This is a genomic window from Burkholderia sp. AU33803 (assembly GCF_002223095.1).
GTDB lineage: Bacteria > Pseudomonadota > Gammaproteobacteria > Burkholderiales > Burkholderiaceae > Burkholderia.
Genome location: NZ_NKFJ01000004.1, coordinates 340,949 through 358,849 on the forward strand (window position 1 = coordinate 340,949; position 17,901 = coordinate 358,849).

The 17,901-nt window shown below is 67.3% G+C and carries 14 protein-coding genes; 9 read left to right on the plus strand and 5 right to left on the minus strand.

Annotation, left to right across the window (positions count from 1 at the left end; translation table 11 throughout):
* Complete coding sequence (locus tag CFB41_RS03965; RefSeq protein ID WP_089455678.1) at positions 1–711, plus strand: M35 family metallo-endopeptidase; 711 nt, start codon at positions 1–3, stop codon at positions 709–711.
* A complete protein-coding gene (locus tag CFB41_RS37175) occupies positions 708–1,199 on the plus strand; it encodes a hypothetical protein (RefSeq protein ID WP_105771355.1) in 492 nt (163 codons plus the stop codon). Before CFB41_RS03965 ends, CFB41_RS37175 begins: the two co-directional genes overlap by 4 nt.
* Before the next feature lie 95 nt (positions 1,200–1,294).
* Here CFB41_RS37175 and CFB41_RS03970 read toward each other — a convergent pair whose 3' ends face one another.
* Complete coding sequence (locus CFB41_RS03970) at positions 1,295–2,509, minus strand: MFS transporter (RefSeq protein WP_089455679.1); 1,215 nt, start codon at positions 2,507–2,509, stop codon at positions 1,295–1,297.
* A 337-nt stretch (positions 2,510–2,846) separates the two neighbouring features.
* On the opposite strand from CFB41_RS03970, the gene xdhA reads away from it, so the two are divergent.
* The 4 genes from xdhA to CFB41_RS03990 all read left to right on the plus strand — a co-directional run bounded on the left by xdhA (position 2,847) and on the right by CFB41_RS03990 (position 8,019).
* Positions 2,847–4,397, plus strand: a complete 1,551-nt coding sequence (xdhA, locus tag CFB41_RS03975) for a xanthine dehydrogenase small subunit (protein WP_089455680.1) — start codon at positions 2,847–2,849, stop codon at positions 4,395–4,397.
* An 18-nt stretch (positions 4,398–4,415) separates the two neighbouring features.
* On the plus strand, positions 4,416–6,779 hold the full coding sequence (gene xdhB, locus CFB41_RS03980) for a xanthine dehydrogenase molybdopterin binding subunit (RefSeq protein ID WP_089455681.1): 2,364 nt from the start codon (positions 4,416–4,418) through the stop codon (positions 6,777–6,779).
* Positions 6,780–6,911: 132 nt separating this feature from the next.
* Positions 6,912–7,529, plus strand: a complete 618-nt coding sequence (gene xdhC, locus CFB41_RS03985; RefSeq protein ID WP_089455682.1) for a xanthine dehydrogenase accessory protein XdhC — start codon at positions 6,912–6,914, stop codon at positions 7,527–7,529.
* Between the two features lie 88 nt (positions 7,530–7,617).
* The gene (locus CFB41_RS03990; RefSeq protein WP_089455683.1) at positions 7,618–8,019 is read left to right on the plus strand and encodes a polyketide cyclase; all 402 of its coding nucleotides are present in this window, start codon (positions 7,618–7,620) and stop codon (positions 8,017–8,019) included.
* 34 nt (positions 8,020–8,053) lie between these two features.
* On the opposite strand, the gene CFB41_RS03995 is transcribed toward CFB41_RS03990, so the two are convergent.
* The 3 genes from CFB41_RS03995 to CFB41_RS04005 all read right to left on the minus strand — a co-directional run bounded on the left by CFB41_RS03995 (position 8,054) and on the right by CFB41_RS04005 (position 11,245).
* Positions 8,054–9,001, minus strand: a complete 948-nt coding sequence (locus CFB41_RS03995; protein WP_089455684.1) for a LysR family transcriptional regulator — start codon at positions 8,999–9,001, stop codon at positions 8,054–8,056.
* Between the two features lie 68 nt (positions 9,002–9,069).
* Positions 9,070–9,708: a 2-hydroxychromene-2-carboxylate isomerase gene (locus tag CFB41_RS04000; RefSeq protein ID WP_089455685.1), complete on the minus strand. Its 639-nt coding sequence runs from the start codon at positions 9,706–9,708 to the stop codon at positions 9,070–9,072.
* A gap of 94 nt (positions 9,709–9,802) precedes the next feature.
* The gene (locus CFB41_RS04005; RefSeq protein WP_089455686.1) at positions 9,803–11,245 is read right to left on the minus strand and encodes a TAXI family TRAP transporter solute-binding subunit; all 1,443 of its coding nucleotides are present in this window, start codon (positions 11,243–11,245) and stop codon (positions 9,803–9,805) included.
* A 438-nt stretch (positions 11,246–11,683) separates the two neighbouring features.
* On the opposite strand from CFB41_RS04005, the gene CFB41_RS04010 reads away from it, so the two are divergent.
* From CFB41_RS04010 to CFB41_RS04025, 3 genes are all read left to right on the plus strand, one after another.
* Positions 11,684–12,055: a BON domain-containing protein gene (locus tag CFB41_RS04010; RefSeq protein ID WP_089455687.1), complete on the plus strand. Its 372-nt coding sequence runs from the start codon at positions 11,684–11,686 to the stop codon at positions 12,053–12,055.
* 136 nt (positions 12,056–12,191) lie between these two features.
* The gene (locus CFB41_RS04015; protein ID WP_089455688.1) at positions 12,192–14,282 is read left to right on the plus strand and encodes a D-(-)-3-hydroxybutyrate oligomer hydrolase; all 2,091 of its coding nucleotides are present in this window, start codon (positions 12,192–12,194) and stop codon (positions 14,280–14,282) included.
* A 615-nt stretch (positions 14,283–14,897) separates the two neighbouring features.
* Positions 14,898–16,733 (plus strand): S10 family peptidase, encoded by a 1,836-nt coding sequence (locus CFB41_RS04025; RefSeq protein WP_089430682.1) that lies wholly within the window; start codon positions 14,898–14,900, stop codon positions 16,731–16,733.
* Between the two features lie 142 nt (positions 16,734–16,875).
* On the opposite strand, the gene CFB41_RS04030 is transcribed toward CFB41_RS04025, so the two are convergent.
* Entirely contained in the window at positions 16,876–17,664 is a 789-nt protein-coding gene (locus CFB41_RS04030) for a sulfite exporter TauE/SafE family protein (protein WP_089455689.1), read from the minus strand.
* Positions 17,665–17,901 lie beyond the last annotated feature (237 nt).

The window sequence follows — 17,901 nt, forward strand, 5'->3', positions numbered from 1 at the left end:
ATGAGCGGCTTTTCGGGAAATAGATACGACTTTGAAGTTCAGGAAAACGAAGAATGGATCCTCGTCCATTCGGGGGCCGTCACCAATACCAATCCGGGGTCGATGGTCTATGTGTCCATCAACACGACACCCATATGCGCGAACATGACCAACAAGGCGTTCAGGGAATTAGTCATGAAGGCCCGCGATGCGGCGATTTCGTTGATACAACAGCGTATCGCGGGTGTGACTACGTGGAATGTAGCGGAACAGGCGCGTGCCCGCCTCTACTTCGGCCGTGCCGACGATGACATCCGAACAACCCTGGCGATCGGGCTTCCGAAGCTGCTCAACGCGATGCTAGAGCTTGTTCCGGAGAAAATTGTTCGATGGGATGACGCCATGAACAAGCAACTCACCTGCGGTGTGATACCCGACAGTGGCAGCAACGCGGCTGGAGTATGCAAGCCAGACTCCGAAAAACGAATTATTGCCATCTATTCGAAGTTCTGTACGATTTCAAACGGCGATTTGTGGACGGCGGCGAAGGTCAAGACACTCATTCACGAATGCACGCACTATATCGACACTTTCGATTCAGATGACATTGCGTATTCCGATACGGAATCCGGATTGAGAATTTTTGCAATGAGCAATCCTGATAGCGCGATCCGAAACGCGGATAGCATTACGGGATACATTGCTACCTTCGACAGGACGGTCATGAAATGAAGACCCACATCAAAGATACCATCCGGAGCGTATCAGCAATGCTCGCATTATTCGCGTATCTTGGCATCACGCCTGCACACGCATGCACCATAGGCGAGTCGGTCCGAATCCCGTTGCCGCTAAACGGCATTGCCATTTCCAATGCCGACAGGCTAAGAATCGCCGACGCAGTAATCGAAGCAAAAAATTGGCCAGGCGTCGAAATTCAAGCCGTCATAATATCCGGCGCTTATACGAAAGAACGGAGCGGTGAACGGCTTAAAGACGAGCGCGCCATGGGGATTGGCGCATATCTAAAACAACTGGGAATCAAGAGTGAAAACATCGTCGTCGAAAAGAAGACATTCACCGATGAGATGGTGCGAAAGAGCGACGGAACGCTAGACTTGTATCAGATTGATATCGAACTGGTTCCCCTGTGCCGGGGTGGATGTCAAAAGCTTTGTGACGACCCTCGTGTAACGCCCCGAAGCCGGGCGATCCAGTGAGGCCGATGACGCCCGCAAAGAGCGGGCGTCATTGACTCGCGGGCGATGGTTCGCGAACGCGTTCCGCACAGCGTTCGCCGATCATTACTCTGTCCTTATGCCGCCGCGCCGCTTCCCTCGACCCGCGCCTGCCGCTGGTACAGCACCATCGACAGCGCGACGCCGGCCGCCGCCGCCACCGCCGCGAACAGGAACACTTGCGGATAGCCGAACGCGCCCGCGACATAGCCGGCGAGCGGGCCCGTGATGCCGAGCGACAGATCGAGGAACACCGAGTACGCGGACAGCGCGGCGCCGCGGCTCGCGGGCGGCACGAGCGCGACGGCCTCGACGCCGAGCGCCGGGAAGATCAGCGCGAAGCCGAAGCCGGTCAGCGCGGCGCCGACGAGCGCGATGTGCGGCACCGGCGCGAGCCACAGCAGCAACAGGCCCGAACATTCGAATGCGAACGACACGATCGCGACGCGGAAGCCGCCATATGTCTTGATCGTGTTCGCGAACAGCAGGCGCGCGCCGATGAACAACGTGCCGAACACGGTCAGCGACAGGGCGGCGTTCGGCCAGTGGCGCGCCGCGTAGTACAGCGTGACGAAGGTCGCGATCGAGCCGAAGCCGGCCGAGCCGAGCGCGAGGCCCAGGCCGTGCGGCAGCACCCGCGTAAACACGCTCGCATACGACATCCGTTCGCCGTGCACGAGCGGCACCGAAGCGATCAGGCGCGCCAGGTAGAAGCCGATTGCGGCCAGCGTGATCACGATCACGCCGATCAGCGCCGGATTCAGCGTATTCGCGATTGCGACGCCGACCGGCGCGCCGAGCGCGAGCGCGCCGTAGGTCGCGATGCCGTTCCACGAGATCACCTTCGCGTTGTGCGTGACGCCGACCCGGCCGATGCCCCACAGGATCGCGCCGGTGCCGCACAGGCTCTCGCCGACGCCGAGTACGAGCCGGCTCGCGACCAGTAGCACGAGGCTCGCGACCGGCCAGTGCGCGAGCAGCAGCGCGACGAGCAGCAGCACGCCCGACACGCCGCAACCGACCAGCCCGCGCAACACCGTCTGCTTCGGGCCGAGCGTATCGGCCAGACGCCCGGCAAGCGGCCGCGACGCGAGCGTCGCGAAATACTGGACGCTGATCGCGCCACCCGCGACGATCGCGGAAAAGCCGAGGTCGTCATGGACGAAGCCCGGCAGCACCGCGAGCGGTAGGCCGATAGTCAGGTAGCAGATGAACGTGAAGCAGACGACGGACACGATTTGCAGCGTGACCGCGAACCCGCTGCGCGGCGGTGTGGCGGAATCGGTTGACATGGGGTCGGAACGAATGAACGAAACGGACAGAGGACGGCGAAAAAGGGAATCGGGATTTTCCCATGGAACCGGTTTTCCCGCAGGTACCATTTAGTTAATCGCGACCTGTTTTCGGGGACACCGGACGGTCGCGAGCGCGCAGGAAAGGGGCCGGGAGCGCCGTGTGGAAAGGCCGCCGGGCGGGCCCGGCGCTCATATCGCGGCAGTTATATGGGCCCCATGCGTGATGGGCTATGGGTTGCGAAATTTGATGGTGATAGCGTGCAAACTGTCAGAAAAACGTCGGTCGAGCGCAAAGCGCGGGCCGCCTTGCCCCCATTTGAAGAACCATCGAGACATGAGTGAGCCGATCCGCTTCTACCATCGTCACGCGATCCGCGAAGTCAGCGGCGCGGACGTTACCCGCACCGTGCTGCAATACCTGCGCGAGGACGCGCATTGCACCGGCACCAAGGAAGGCTGCGCGGAAGGCGACTGCGGCGCGTGCACGGTCGTCGTCGGCGAGCTGACCGACGCCGGCGCGGTCGAGTTCAAGGCCGTCAACGCATGCATCCAGTTCCTGCCGACGCTGGACGGCAAGGCGCTGCTGACGGTCGAGGACCTGCGTCAGCCGGACGGTGCGCTGCATCCGGTGCAGCAGGCGATGGTCGACTGCCACGGTTCGCAATGCGGGTTCTGCACGCCCGGCTTCGTGATGTCGATGTGGGCGCTGTACGAGAAGCACGGCCACGAGGGCTGCGGCCGTGCCGGCACGTGCGCGAAGGCGAAGGACGTACCGACGCGCACCGAGATCGCCGATGCGCTGACGGGCAACCTGTGCCGCTGCACCGGCTATCGCCCGATCGTCGATGCGGCCGTGCAGATGTTCGATGCGCCGGCACCGTCGGCGCCGGTCGACACGGCCGCGCTGGCCCGCACGCTCGCGTCGCTCAAGCGCGACGAGACGTTCGACTACACGACGATCAACGGCGCGCGCTTCGCGGCGCCGCGCACGCTCGACGCGCTGGCCGCGCTGAAGGTCGAGCGGCCCGACGCGCGCATCCTGGCAGGCAGCACCGACATCGGCCTGTGGGTCACCAAGCAGATGCGCCGGCTCGACGACCTGATCTACGTCGGCCAGATCGCCGAACTGCAGAACATCGTGCACGGCGACGACTGGATCGAAATCGGTGCTGGCGTGACGGTCGAGAAAGGGTATGCGGCGCTGGCCGGCCAGTATCCGGAACTGACCGAGATGTGGAAGCGCTTCGCGTCGCTGCCGATTCGCAACGCGGGCACGATCGGCGGGAACGTCGCGAACGGCTCGCCGATCGGCGATTCGATGCCGGGCCTGATCGCGCTCGGCGCGCGCGTGGTGCTGCGCGGCGGCGACTCGGTGCGCGAACTGCCGCTCGAGGCGCTGTACACGGGCTATCAGCAGAAGGACATGGCGCCGCACGAATTCGTCGTCGGCCTGAAGGTGCCGACCCGCACCGGCGCGCGCGAGAAGCTGCAGTTCCGCACGTACAAGCTGTCGAAGCGGTTCGACTCCGACATCTCGGCCGTGTGCGCGGCGTTCGCGTTCATCGCGGACGGCGACACGATCCGCGAGCCGCGCGTCGCGTTCGGCGGGATGGCCGCGACGCCGAAGCGCGCGGCCCAGACGGAAGCCGTGCTCGACGGCGCGCAGTGGCACGAAGCCACCGCGCAGGCCGCGATGCAGGCGCTCGAGCGCGACTACCAGCCGCTGTCCGACATGCGCGCGACGAGCACGTACCGTCTCGATACCGCGAAGAACCTGATGTATCGCTTCTGGCTGGAGACGCGCCCGCACGACCCGCTGCCGCCGCAAGCCCTGAATGTGCGTGAAGTGGCCGCCGAACCCGGCACCGACGCGGCGCGCGTCTGAAGACGGAGAACACCGAACATGAACCAGCAAGCAGAACCGTTCCTGAGCACCCTCGACCCGCAAGCCGACGCGGCGCAGGTCCACGTATCGCGCGCGCACGAATCCGCGCACCTGCACGTCAGCGGGCGTGCCACCTACACCGACGACATCCCGGTCGTCGCGGGCACGCTGCACGCGGCGCTCGGCCTGTCGGCGAAACCGCACGCGAAGATCGTGTCGATGAACTTCGACGCGGTGCGCGCGACGCCCGGCGTGGTCGCCGTGTTCACGGCCGACGACATCCCGGGCGTCAATGATTGCGGCCCGATCATTCACGACGACCCGGTGCTCGCGAAGGGCATCGTGCAGTTCGTCGGCCAGCCGATGTTCATCGTCGTCGCGACGTCGCATGAAACCGCGCGGCTCGCCGCGCGCCGCGTCCAGGTCGACTACGAGGAGCTGCCGGCGATCCTCACCGCGCAGGAAGCGCGCGCGGCCGAAACCTACGTGATCCCGCCGCTGAAGCTCGCGCGCGGCGACGCGGTCGCGCGGCTCGCCGTCGCGCCGCATCGCGAGTCGGGCGAAATGCTGCTCGGCGGCCAGGAGCAGTTCTATCTCGAAGGGCAGATCGCGTACGCCGTGCCGAAGGACGACGACGGGATGCACGTGTACTGCTCGACGCAGCACCCGAGCGAGATGCAGCACCTCGTCGCGCACGTGCTCGGCGTCGCGTCGCACAACGTGCTCGTCGAGTGCCGCCGGATGGGCGGCGGGTTCGGCGGCAAGGAATCGCAGTCGGGCCTGTTCGCGTGCTGCGCGGCGCTTGCGGCGTGGAAGCTGCTGTGCCCGGTGAAGCTGCGTCCGGACCGTGACGACGACATGATGATCACCGGCAAGCGGCACGACTTCCATTACCGCTTCGACGTCGGCTACGACGATGACGGCCGCATCGACGGCGTCGCGCTCGACATGACGTCGCGCTGCGGTTTCTCGGCCGACCTGTCGGGCCCGGTGATGACGCGCGCGGTGTGCCACTTCGACAACGCGTACTGGCTGGGCGACGTGAACATCGCCGGCTACTGCGGCAAGACCAACACGCAGTCGAATACCGCGTTCCGCGGCTTCGGCGGCCCGCAGGGGGCGTTCGCGATCGAGTACATCCTCGACGACATCGCGCGCGCGCTCGATCGCGATCCGCTCGACGTCCGCTATGCGAACCTGTACGGCAAGACCGAACGCAACGTCACGCCGTACGGGCAGACGGTCGAGGACAACGTGCTGCAGGAGCTGCTCGGCGAACTCGAAGCGACGAGCGACTACCGCGCGCGGCGTGCGGGCGTGCGCGAATTCAACGCTCGCAACACGGTGCTGAAGAAGGGCATCGCGATCACGCCGGTGAAGTTCGGCATCGCGTTCAACGTCACGCACTTCAACCAGGCCGGCGCGCTGGTGCACATCTATACCGACGGCTCGGTGCTCGTGAACCACGGCGGCACGGAGATGGGGCAGGGGCTCAACACGAAGGTCGCGCAGGTCGTCGCGCACGAGCTCGGCATCCGCTTCGGCCGGATCCGCGTGACGGCAACCGACACCAGCAAGGTCGCGAACACGTCCGCCACCGCTGCGTCCACGGGCTCGGACCTGAACGGCAAGGCTGCGCAGGATGCGGCGCGCCAGTTGCGCGAGCGGCTCGCGGTGTTCGCGGCGAAGCAGTTCGGCGACGGCAAGGTCGATGCGGCCGACGTGAAGTTCGCCAACGACATCGTGTGGGTCGGCGGCAACGGCGTGCCGTTCGGCGAAGTGATCGCAAAGGCGTACCTCGCGCGCGTGCAGCTGTGGTCCGACGGTTTCTACGCGACGCCGAAGCTGTACTGGGATCAGTCGAAGCTGCAGGGCCGGCCGTTCTACTACTACTCGTACGGCGCGGCCGTGTCGGAAGTCGTGATCGACACGCTGACCGGCGAGATGCGTACGCTGCGCGTCGATGCGCTGCACGACGTGGGCGCGTCGCTGAACCCGGCGCTCGACATCGGCCAGGTCGAAGGCGCGTTCGTCCAGGGGATGGGCTGGCTGACGACCGAGGAGCTGTGGTGGAACAAGGGCGGCAAGCTGATGACGCATGCGCCGTCCACGTACAAGATCCCGACGGTGAACGACACGCCGCCCGAATTCAACGTGAAGCTGTTCAACAACCGCAACGTCGAGGACAGCATCCACCGTTCGAAGGCCGTCGGCGAGCCGCCGCTGCTGTTGCCGTTCTCGGTGTTCTTCGCGGTGCGCGATGCGGTGGCCGCAGTCGGCGACTACAAGGTGAACCCGCCGCTCGATGCGCCGGCGACCGGCGAGTCGATCCTGCGTGCGGTCAGCGCGGTGCGGGCGGCACGCGCCGCCCAGGCTGTCTGAGATGAAACGGTCTCCACGTTCTCCTCGTTCACTGTCGACCGGAGTTGGCGCTTCAGCGCTTGCTCCGGTCCCATGCACGGCTCCCCCCGAGGGGGCGGTCAGCCTCCTTGGGGCGGCCCGGCGGAGGCCGACATGAACGGCCCCGCCCGCTCGCTCCGCACCGCGTCGGACCCGGCGTTCGCGCCGGGCACCGGCCAGCGCAATCGCGCGACCGGCACGCCGGCGCCGATGCACATCGTGCTGTTCGGCGCCGGGCACGTCGGTCACGCGCTCGTCACGCTGCTCGGCACGCTGCCGTGCGTCGTGCAGTGGGTCGACACGCGCGACGAGCTGTTCCCGGACGAATGTCCGCCGAACGTGCAGCCGGAGCCGACCGACACGCCGGAGGCCGTCGTCGACGCCGCGCCGCCCGGCGCGTACTTCCTCGTGATGACGCATAACCACGCGCTCGACTTCTCGCTCGCCGCGCAGATCATGCGGCGGCGCGACTACGCGTACTTCGGGATGATCGGCTCGCGCACCAAGCGCGTGAAGTTCGAGCGCCGGCTTGCCGCGCGCGGCGTCAATCCGGCGCGACTCGCGGAGATGGTGTGCCCGATCGGTGTCGCGGGGATCGTCGACAAGGCGCCGGGCGCGATCGCGGTGGCCGTGTGCGCGGAGCTGCTGCAGGCACGCTCGGGCATGCCGGTGGCCGACGCGAAGGCCGCCGCTTCGGGGCGTGCGCGCGACGACGTGTCCTGCACGCGGTAGCGCCGCGCGGCCAGCGCAGGGCCGCGCGATTTTGCATACACTGCACGACGACGCGCGGCATCGGGCCGCGCCTTACCGTGCACGTGCCATGTCCGATCATCAGGTTTATCTCGACGCGCTCGATGCGAGCCTCGTCGCCATCGAGCGCTGGCTGTCCGGCGTCGATACCGCACCCGAGGCGCTCGATGCGCTGCTCGCCGCGTTTTCCGCCGAATTCACGATGACCCTGACCGACGGTCGCGTCGTCGATCATGACGGTACGCGCGCGTTGTTCGACAAGCTCGCCGGCGCGAAGCCGGGGCTGCGCATCACGCTATCGGACATCCGGGTGCTCGCGGCCGATGCGTCGCATGCGACCGTCACCTATCTCGAAGCGCAGCACGCGGCGTCGGGCGAGCTGCCCGCGCGCCGCGCAACCGCCGTGTTCGAGCGCGACGCGGCGGGCGTCGTGCGCTGGGCCCATCTGCAGGAAACCTTCTGCACGGCCTGAGCTCGAGCGGCCGCGCGCCGTTTCGTGTCGCGGCTCAGCGGTTGCGGCTGCGGGGAACCGTCAGCTCGTCGGACACGCTCTGCATCAGTGCGCACAGCCACGCGATGTCGGTCGGGCGGTCGGGCTGCGGATGCGTGAGCAGGTAGCTCTTGATGCGCGGGAACGGCACGGGCGGCGTGACGACCACGAGCGGCAGCAACTGCGCATAGTGCGTCGCGAAGCGCCGCGTCGTCGTGAAGATCAGGTCCGACTGCAGCAGCACCTGCGGCACGATGCCGAAGTAGGGCAGCGTCGTCACGATGCGCCGCGTGAGGCGCGCGCGTGCCAGGCCGATCTCGATCGCGTTGCGCTTGTCGCCGGTGTACGGCGTCGGCGCGACGTGCGCGGCTGACGCATACGCTTCGCGCGTGAGCGGCTCGCGTGCGAGCGGGTGCGCATCGCGCATCAGGCACACGATCGTGTCGGAGAACAGGTCCTGGCGTGCGAACTGCGGGTCGGGCTTCGGCCAGTTGCCGATCACGAGATCGAGCGCGCCGGATTCGAGCGCGCCCGCGTGATCGAGCGCGGGATTCAGCGAATCGATTTCCAGATGCGCATGCGGCGCCGCGTCGCGAAAGCGCTCGATCAGCGTCGGCATGAAGAAATCGTTCAGGTAATCGGGGGCGGCGACGCGGAATGTGCGCCGTGCGGACGACGGATCGAAATCGCCGTGCGGCGTCGCGATGAAGTCGACCTCGCGCAGCGCGCGCTGCGCGGCCTCGAGCAGCGACGCGCCGTATTCGGTCGGCACCATGCCGGATTTGCCGCGCACGAGGATCGGGTCGTTCAGCGTCTCGCGCAGCTTGCGCAGCGCGGTGCTGATCGCCGGCTGGGTCTGGTTCAGCCGCAGCGCGGCCTGCGTCACGCTGCGCTCCAGCAGCAGCGTGCGCAACACGCGCACGAGCCAGATATCGAGCGAGGCGGTACGGTCGTTTTCTTCCATCGTAGAAGGGGATTCCGGGGAAGCGTAACCTTACCGCAGCCGCACGTTGGCGTGCGTGATACCGGCCATCACACGCGGCCTTTCGGCAGCATGCTGATCCGCTTGACCTCGCGCGATTCGAGCCAGTTCGGCGTGCGTGCGCAGTACAGCACCATCGGCAGCGCGTCCTCGCCCCAGAACAGCTGCTGGTTCATCCAGAACGTCGGCACGCCGAACACGCCGAGCGCGATCGCGTCGTCGGTGTTGCGGCGCAACTGCGCGCTCGTCTCCTCGAATTCGATCAGCTCGTCGCCATGGCCGACGCCGACGCGCTCGCACAGTGCCGCGAAGCCTTCCGGCGTCGACGGGTCGTTGCCGTCGTGCCAGATGAAGCGGAACATTTCCAGCACGGTCGCGATGTCGGCGCGCAGCGCGATCGCGAGGCGCAACACCTTGTCGGAATCGAACGGATGGGCGGGCGGCATCTTGAAGCGGATGCCGAGCTGCTCGGCGCGAAACAGTGCGTGACGGTACGTGAACACGCGCTTGGCGGGCACGTCCGCGCTCGAGCGTTGCCCCCAGTGGCGCTGCAGGTCGGGCAGCGACACCGCGACGGGCTCGAACGGCACGTCCGGCCACTTGTCGAGCTGTTCGAGGAGCAGGTAGGAGAACGGCGACACGAAGTCGTAGAACCAGGCGGGTTGGGCGGTGTCGAGGCCGGTTGTCATGGCGATCTCCAGAGGGTGGGGCGAGCGGCGCCTGGCGGCGGCCTCCATGTTACGCGGCGGCGCGCGCATGCGGCAATGATCGCGGATCGTCCGCTTACGCGGAACCGGGAGTCGCCCGAGGGGGCGTGCCGGCCGGCGGCGCGGCTTCGGCACGTGCCTGCGGCGGGCCGCCGGCGCCCGGCGGGCTGGCCGGCGTGTCCTGGTCGTGCGCGGTGAGCCGTTCGCGCACGAAGCCGATGTGCTCGCGCAGCACGTAGAACTGCCCGGCATAAGCGAGCGGCATCTTCATCCGGTTCACGGCTTCCTCGATGTCGTCGAGCTCGTCGAGCAACTGCACGCGTTCCTCGGCCGTGTGCTCGCCGAGCGCGCTGCGCTCGAGCGCGATCAGCGCGCCGTACCAGCGGTAGATGCGCGAGCGCACGCGCCAGCCGTACAGCGACGGCACGAGCCGCAGCCCGGGGATCAGCACGACGATCAGCGGCACGACCACGACGAGCAGCCGGTCGACGAGGCTCGCGACCCAGAACGGCAGCCGCCGGTACAGGAAGGTCTTGCCTGATTTGTAGTAGCGCGCGGCGTCGTCGGAGAGCGGGAAGCCGCGCGTGACGGGCGACGGGAATTCACCCGCGTGCTGCAGGATCGTCGCGTGGCCGTGCACCTCGCGCGCGGCCTCGATCAGCAGGTCGGACAACGCGGGGTGCAGCGAGTCGCGCGCAACGAGTTCGATGGTCGGCGCGACCGTGTGGATATCGGCGGGCGGCAGGTTCCGGCCGAGATCGTAGACCCCCATCGGCAGCGTGATCGCGGTCAGGTACGGAAAGCGCCGCGCGTACGCCTCGGCCTGCGTGAACGAATACACGTGCACGCCGGGCGCGCGGAACAGTTTCGCCATCACCGGGATCTGCGTCGAGTCGCCTGACAGGAACGCCGCGTCGATCTTGCCGTCGAGCAGCGCGGTGGCCGCGTCCTCGCCGGCGGTCGGCAGCAGCTCGGTCGAGCCGCCCGGCACGATGCCGTTCATCTTCAGCAGCGCGAGGCTCAGCTCGCGCGCGCCGCTGCCTTCCGCGCCGAGCGCGAGCCGCTTGCCCTTGAAGTCGGACAGGCGCGCGACGACCGGGCCGCGATACATGATCGCGAGCGGCACGTAGCCGATGCTGCCGAGCGACACGAGGTGTTCGTCGCGCTCCTTCGGACCGATCCCGCTCTGCACGAAACCGACGTCGACCGGCGCGTTCGGATTCGACAGCCGCGCGAGGTTCTGGGCGGACCCTTCGGACGACTGGACGTCGAGCGTGACGCCGTTCTTCGCGAGGATCGTCTTGTATTTCTGCGCGGCGTTCCAGTACGTGCTGCCGGGCGGCCCGGACGAGATCACGAGCGTGGACGGCGGGGCCGGCTGGATCAGCTTGACCGCGAGCCAGACGGCCGCGCCGGCGAGCAGCACGGTCGGGCCGATCGACAGCGCGAGGTCGCGCCACGACACCGCGACGAAGCGGGCGAGGATGCGGCGAGGCGGGCGAGGGCGGGCTGGCTTCATGGGGGCGGTGGATGACGCTGGCGTGACGTATCGGTGACGATCGGACGGTGGTCATGGACGACGCCGATGCTCGCGGCGATGGTACCCGGTTTCACCGGGCGTGCGCGAGTGGGGCGGCCTGGCGCGACCCCGCGGCGACAGTGGCGGGCGGCCCCGCGTCAAAAGCTTTGCGCTTCCGCGGGCGCTGGATTACATTGTGCGACGCAGCCGCGCCCGATTTGCGCGCGACCCGGCACGCAATGAGACCGGGCGCGTTCGGCCGGCGGCTGTCCGGCCCGGCCGGCCCGCTTTCGCGTGCGCCTGCCGCCAGCCCGTCTCGCCTCTCTCGTATCGCCGTGGAAAACACCGGCTGTCCCGCCCGTTCGCGCGCGGGCCGGCTGCTTTTGGGGGTAATCGGCCGTACTGTGCACGGCCGTTCCGGAGTGATAAGGAGATAGCATGAAGTCGATCGTGTTGAGAGCGTTGGGTGTCGCCGCCGTGGCGGCCTGTCTGTCGGGCAGCGTGTATGCGCAGTCGAGCGACGCCGCGGCAACGGAAGCGCCCGCGGCCGCGGCCGCGACCAGCGCGCCGAAGGCCGCCGCGAAGACCGCGAAGAAGGCGAACCGCAAGCTGGGCTATGCGGTGCGCAAGGCCATTACGAAGGCGGGCGGCATCGACGTGGCGAACATCGTCGTGCGCTCGAAGGGCGGCGCGATCACGCTGGAGGGCACGGTGCCCGACCAGGCCCAGATCGACAAGGCGGAAGAGGCGGCGAAGGGCGTGAGCGGCGTGACGTCGGTGTCGAACAAGCTGACGGTTCAGCAGCAGTAACGCCGGGCGGCGGCGCGCGAGCGCCGCATGCGCCCGTTTTCAGGCGGGCCCCGGCATGCCGGGGCCCGTTTGCGCTTGAGAGGCCGCAAGCCGCACGAAGCGGCGGCGGACCGATAACGATATCGAGAGGGCGGCGATGACGAGACTCGGGTGGGGCAGGCGGATGGTTTTCGGCGCGGCGCTGGCCGCGGTCGCGATACTCGGCGCCTGTAACGGCGACGAGTCGGCCGAGCGCAACCGGTTGCCCGGTTTCGTGTCCGGCAGCGTGCGCACGACGGCCTATGACGGCGCGAGCGACGACCTGCTGACGGCCGGCCTCGGCAAGACGGGCCTTGGCGCGGCGAGCGCTCCCGGCTTCGCGAATGCCGCCCGGCCGACGGCCGCCGAGCTGCGCCGCCTCGCGATCTGGTCGAACTACCGCGCGCTCGTCGACATGAGCGCAAACGGCGGCTACGGCCGCTTCTGGGGGCCGAACGTCGACCTCGACGGCAACGACACGCTCGGCGAAGGCAAGATTCCCGGCACCGAATATCTCGCGTACGCCGACGACGGCAGCGGCAGCAAGAACGTCACGCTGCTCGTGCAGGTGCCCGCCAGTTTCAATCCCGCGCAGCCGTGCATCGTCACCGCGACGTCGTCGGGCTCGCGCGGCGTGTACGGCGCGATTTCCGCGGCCGGCGAATGGGCGCTCAAGCGCGGCTGCGCGGTCGCCTACAACGACAAGGGCGGCGGCAACGGCGCGCACGAGCTGATGTCGGACACCATCACGCTGATCGACGGCACGCTCGCCAACGCAGTGCTGGCCGGCACCGCGAGCCTGTTCACCGCGAACGTCACCAGCGGCGATCTCGCCACGTTCAATTCCCGCTTCCCGAACCGCTATGCGTTCAAGCACGCGCATTCGCAGCAGAATCCCGAGCAGGACTGGGGGCGCGTGACGCTGCAGTCGGTCGAGTTCGCGTACTGGGCGCTCAACGAGCAGTTCGGACCGCTGGTCGACGGCTCGCATCACGGCGTGCGCTATCGCGCGGGCGACATCACGACGATCGCCGCGTCGGTCAGCAACGGCGGGGGTGCATCGCTCGCGGCGGCCGAACAGGACAACCGCGGCTGGATCACCGCGGTCGTGGTCGGCGAGCCGCAGATCAACGTGCGGATGGCGCCGAACGCGGTCGTGCGCTCGGGCGGTCAGCCCGTGCCGTCGTTCGGCCGGCCGCTGGCCGACTACGCGACGCTCGCGAACCTGCTGGAGCCGTGCGCGGCCGCGTCGGCGTCGCTTGCCGACGCACCGTACCTGAGCGCGCTGCCGGCGGCGACCACGGAGTCGATCCGCACCCAGCGCTGCGCGACGCTCGCCGCGGCCGGGCTCGTGTCGGGCGCCGATACGCAAAGCCAGGCCGCCGACGCGCTCGCGCAGCTCCACGCGGCCGGCTACCTCGCCGATTCCGACCTGCTGCAGGCGCCGATGTGGGATTCGCAGGCGATTCCGGCGATCGCGGTCACGTATGCGAACGCGTACACACGCTCGCGCGTCACCGACAACCTGTGCAATTTCAGCTTCGCGACGACGAACCCGGCGACGGGCGCCGTCGCCGCGCCCGCCACGTCGCCGATGCCGGCGGTGTTCGGCGTCGGCAACGGCGTGCCGCCGACGGCCGGCATCAACCTCGTGTTCAACACGGGCGCGGGCGTCGACCACCGGCTCGCGACGCCCGACGGGAGCTTCGCGGGCGCGCTGTGCCTGCGCCAGCTCTGGACGAACGGGATGCTCGGGATGCCCACGAACGTCGACGCGGTGCGCGTGAACGCGAACCTGCAGGGCAAGCCGGCGATCATCGTGCAGGGCCGCAGCGACGCGCTCGTGCCCGTGAACCACGCGTCGCGCGCGTATGTCGCGCAGAACGGCATCAGCGAAGGCGGGCGCAGCCAGCTCGTGTTCTACGAGGTGACGAACGGCCAGCACTTCGACGCGTTCCTGCCGGTGCCGGGCTTCGACACGCGCTTCGTGCCGGTTCATTACTACAACCTGCAGGCACTGAATCTAATGTGGAAGCACCTGAGGAACGGCGCGCCGTTGCCGCCGTCGCAGGTGATCCGCACGGTGCCGCGCGGCGGCACGCCGGGCGCCGCGCCCGCGCTGACGAGCGCGAACCTGCCGCCGATCTCGGCCGCGCCGGGCGCGAATGCGATCACGACCGGCGCCGGCGCGATCGACGTGCCGCTCTGACGGCGCGCGCCGCGCCGCCCTCACGAAGCCGGACGGTCGTCCGGCTTTTTCTTTTGGGTGCTCTGGAATCGGTCCCGAACTGCCTTTTATCGGAATGGCGAGCGCCGTAACAAATTATTACTTTACGGGGATAAATCGGAACCCTAATATGCGCCGGTATTTTCACTTAATTTAATAAATTCCAGATACGAGATATTCCTTTCCGTTTGGTTAATCGATCCTTTCGATTTTATTAAATCGGCTCGAGTCGCGATTGATCGTCGTTTTGCGATTAATCGGCATCTCGCCGAGGGGGATTGTTCGTCTGTTCGAAGCGAGGCGACCTTGCTGGGTCTGGTCTGGCGGGGCGTTCCTTTGCCGTCGATTTTGTGCGTACGCAAATGCGCTGAACGAATCGGTATTGCTGCGGATTATCGAATTGTCGTTCGCAATGGAATTGATTCCATTGTGCAGTCGCAAAAAAATATGGGTGGGGTAAATCATGCCGGTCGGTATTCGCCGAACCGGTAAAAAACTCGGAGTGCGTCGCATAACGAATGCATTCCCGGTGCGGAGCGCCGGCGCAAATGATCCTTTGCGACCGGCGGTATTTATCGTTCTGTTCGAGAGGCAATAATGACGACACGGAAGTCCTTGAAAGACGGTTTCGCGCTATTCGGAACGACACTGAGCGTGCCGCTCGCCGCGGCTGCGGCCGCTGCGCTGCTCGTCACGGGGTGCGGCGGCGACGACGGGTCGAGCCCGGCTGCTTCGGCTGCCGCCGCCGCCGCGACGTCGGCCGGCGCAAGCACGTCGGCCAACACCACCGCAACGGCCGCCGCGGCCGACCAGCCGTACGTCGACAACGACGTGTACGGCACCGGGCCGAACGACGCGGTCACGGATTCCACGGAAGGGGCGGCCGTCGTGCACCGGACGGTCACGATCGGCGGCAAGACCATCAAGTACACGGCCACCACGGGCCACCTGACGACGATCGATCCGGTCACGTCGGCACCGAACGCGAAGATGTTCTACGTCGCGTACACGCAGGACAATCCGGACCCGTCGAAGCCGCGCCCGGTCACGTTCTTCTACAACGGCGGCCCCGGCTCGTCGTCGGTCTACCTGCTGCTCGGCTCGTACGGGCCGAAGCGCCTGCAGTCGTCGTTCCCGAACTTCACGCCGCCCGCGCCGTACAAGCTGCTCGACAACCCGGACAGCCTGCTCGACCGTACCGACCTCGTGTTCATCAACCCGGTCGGCACCGGTTACTCGGCGGCGATCGCCCCGGCGAAGAACAAGGACTTCTGGGGCACCGACCAGGACGCCCGCTCGATCGACCGCTTCATCCAGCGCTACCTGACCAAGTACTCGCGCTGGAATTCGCCGAAGTTCCTGTACGGCGAGTCGTACGGCACCGCGCGCAGCGCGGTCGTGTCGTGGGTGCTGCATGAGGACGGCATCGACCTGAACGGGATCACGCTGCAGTCGTCGATCCTCGACTACGCGAACGCGCTGTCCGCGCCGGGCACGTTCCCGACGCTCGCGGCCGATGCGTTCTACTGGAAGAAGACGACGCTCAACCCGACGCCGACCGACCTCGACGCGTACATGGTCCAGGCCCGCAACTACGCGGACAACACGCTCGCGCCGCTCGCGCAGAAGCCGAACCCGCAGGACGGCGGCTTCGTGAACGTGCGTCTGAACCTGAACCTGCAGACCGCGCAGCAGATGGGCGCGTACATCGGCACGGATCCGACGTCGCTGATCCAGACGTTCGGCAACCCGGCCGCGCTCGGCAACGTGCCGTCGTCGAACGACAACCCGCCGTACACGTTCTTCCTGACGCTCGTGCCGGGCACGCAGATCGGCCAGTACGACGGTCGCGCGAACTTCACGGGCAAGGGCATCGCGCCGTACATCCTGCCGAACTCGGGCAGCAACGATCCGTCGATCACGAACGTCGGCGGCGCGTACACGGTGCTGTGGAACAGCTACATCAACACCGACCTCAAGTACACGTCGACGTCGTCGTTCGTGGACCTGAACGACCAGGTCTTCAACAACTGGGACTTCAGCCACACGGATCCGACTGGCGCGAACAAGGGCGGCGGCAATACGCTGTACACGGCGGGCGACCTGGCGTCGACGATGAGCGTGAACCCGGACCTGAAGGTGCTGTCGGCAAACGGCTATTTCGACGCCGTCACGCCGTTCCACCAGACGGAGCTGACGCTCGCGCAGATGCCGCTCGACCCGACGCTCAAGGCGCAGAACCTGACGATCAAGAACTACCCGTCGGGCCACATGATCTACCTGAACGACGCGTCGCGGACCGCGCTGAAGGGTGATCTCGCCAACTTCTACGACGGCATCCTCGCCAATCGCACGGCGCTGCAGCGCGTGCTGAAGCTGCAGATGCGCACGCAACAGCTCAAGCAGCAGAAGTTGCAGCAGCAGGGGCAGTAAGCGCTGTGGGCGGCTTGCGCCGCCCCGGATGGACGACAGCCCGATCGGCGCAGGCCGGTCGGGCTGTTTTTATGTGCGGCGGGCGATGGGCCGGCCGCGAAATGGCATCAACCCGTTGAGGACAGCGCAGTCGCGCCGCGTGTTACGCCAGCACGAGCCGCACGCCGACCGCGACGAGCGTCGAGGCGAGCAGGTTGCGCAGCAGCCGCTCGGGCGCGCGCGCCGACAGCAGGCTGCCGAGCACGATGCCGGGCAGCGAGCCGAGCAGCAGCGACAGCAGCATCGACCAGTCGACCGAGCCGAGCAGCCAGTGCCCCATGCCCGCGACGAGCGTGAGCGGCACCGCGTGCGCGATGTCGGAGCCGACGATGCGGGTGGTCGCGAGCGCCGGATACAGCAGCAGAAGCACGGTTACGCCGATCGCACCCGCGCCGACCGACGTCATCGACACGAGCATGCCGAGCACGGCGCCCGTCAGCACGGTCGACCACAGCGTGCGCGCGGGGCTCGGCACGAGCGGATTGCGTGCGGCGAACGCGGTGAGCTGTGGCCGGAAGATCAGCGCGAGCGACGTGAGCAGCAGCGCGATGCCGAGCACGAGCTGGATCATCCGCGCGGTGCCCGGCGTGTTCATCCCGTGCGTATGCAGCCACCACAGCGTGACGGCCGCGGCCGGGACGCTGCCCGCCGCGAGCCGGCCCGTGATGCGCCAGTCGATCGAGCCTTTCAGGCCATGGACGAGCGTGCCGGTGGCCTTGGTCGCGGCCGCGTACAGCAGGTCGGTGCCGACCGCCGTTGCCGGGTGGACGCCGAACAGCAGCACGAGGATCGGCGTCATCAACGAACCACCGCCAACGCCCGTCAGGCCGACGAGGATGCCGACGAACAGGCCGGACAACGAGTACAGCAAATCGATATGGGGAAGCGACATCGGAAGCGGACAGTTATGCGGCGACGGTTATGCGGCGTTCGGCGGCGGCACGTGGCCGCGGCGCGCGCGTCAAAGTCCGCCATTGTCGCAAATGTGGCGCGTCGATGGTCGACTGCGTTAAAAATCGGAGGGGAAAGCCCGTGGGGCGGGCATCCGGCCCGAAGTAAAACGGGCGTTTGAGCGGAGCGAGGGGCGGGGTGGCCGTCTTCTTCACGACTGATCCGCCCGAAACGCCCG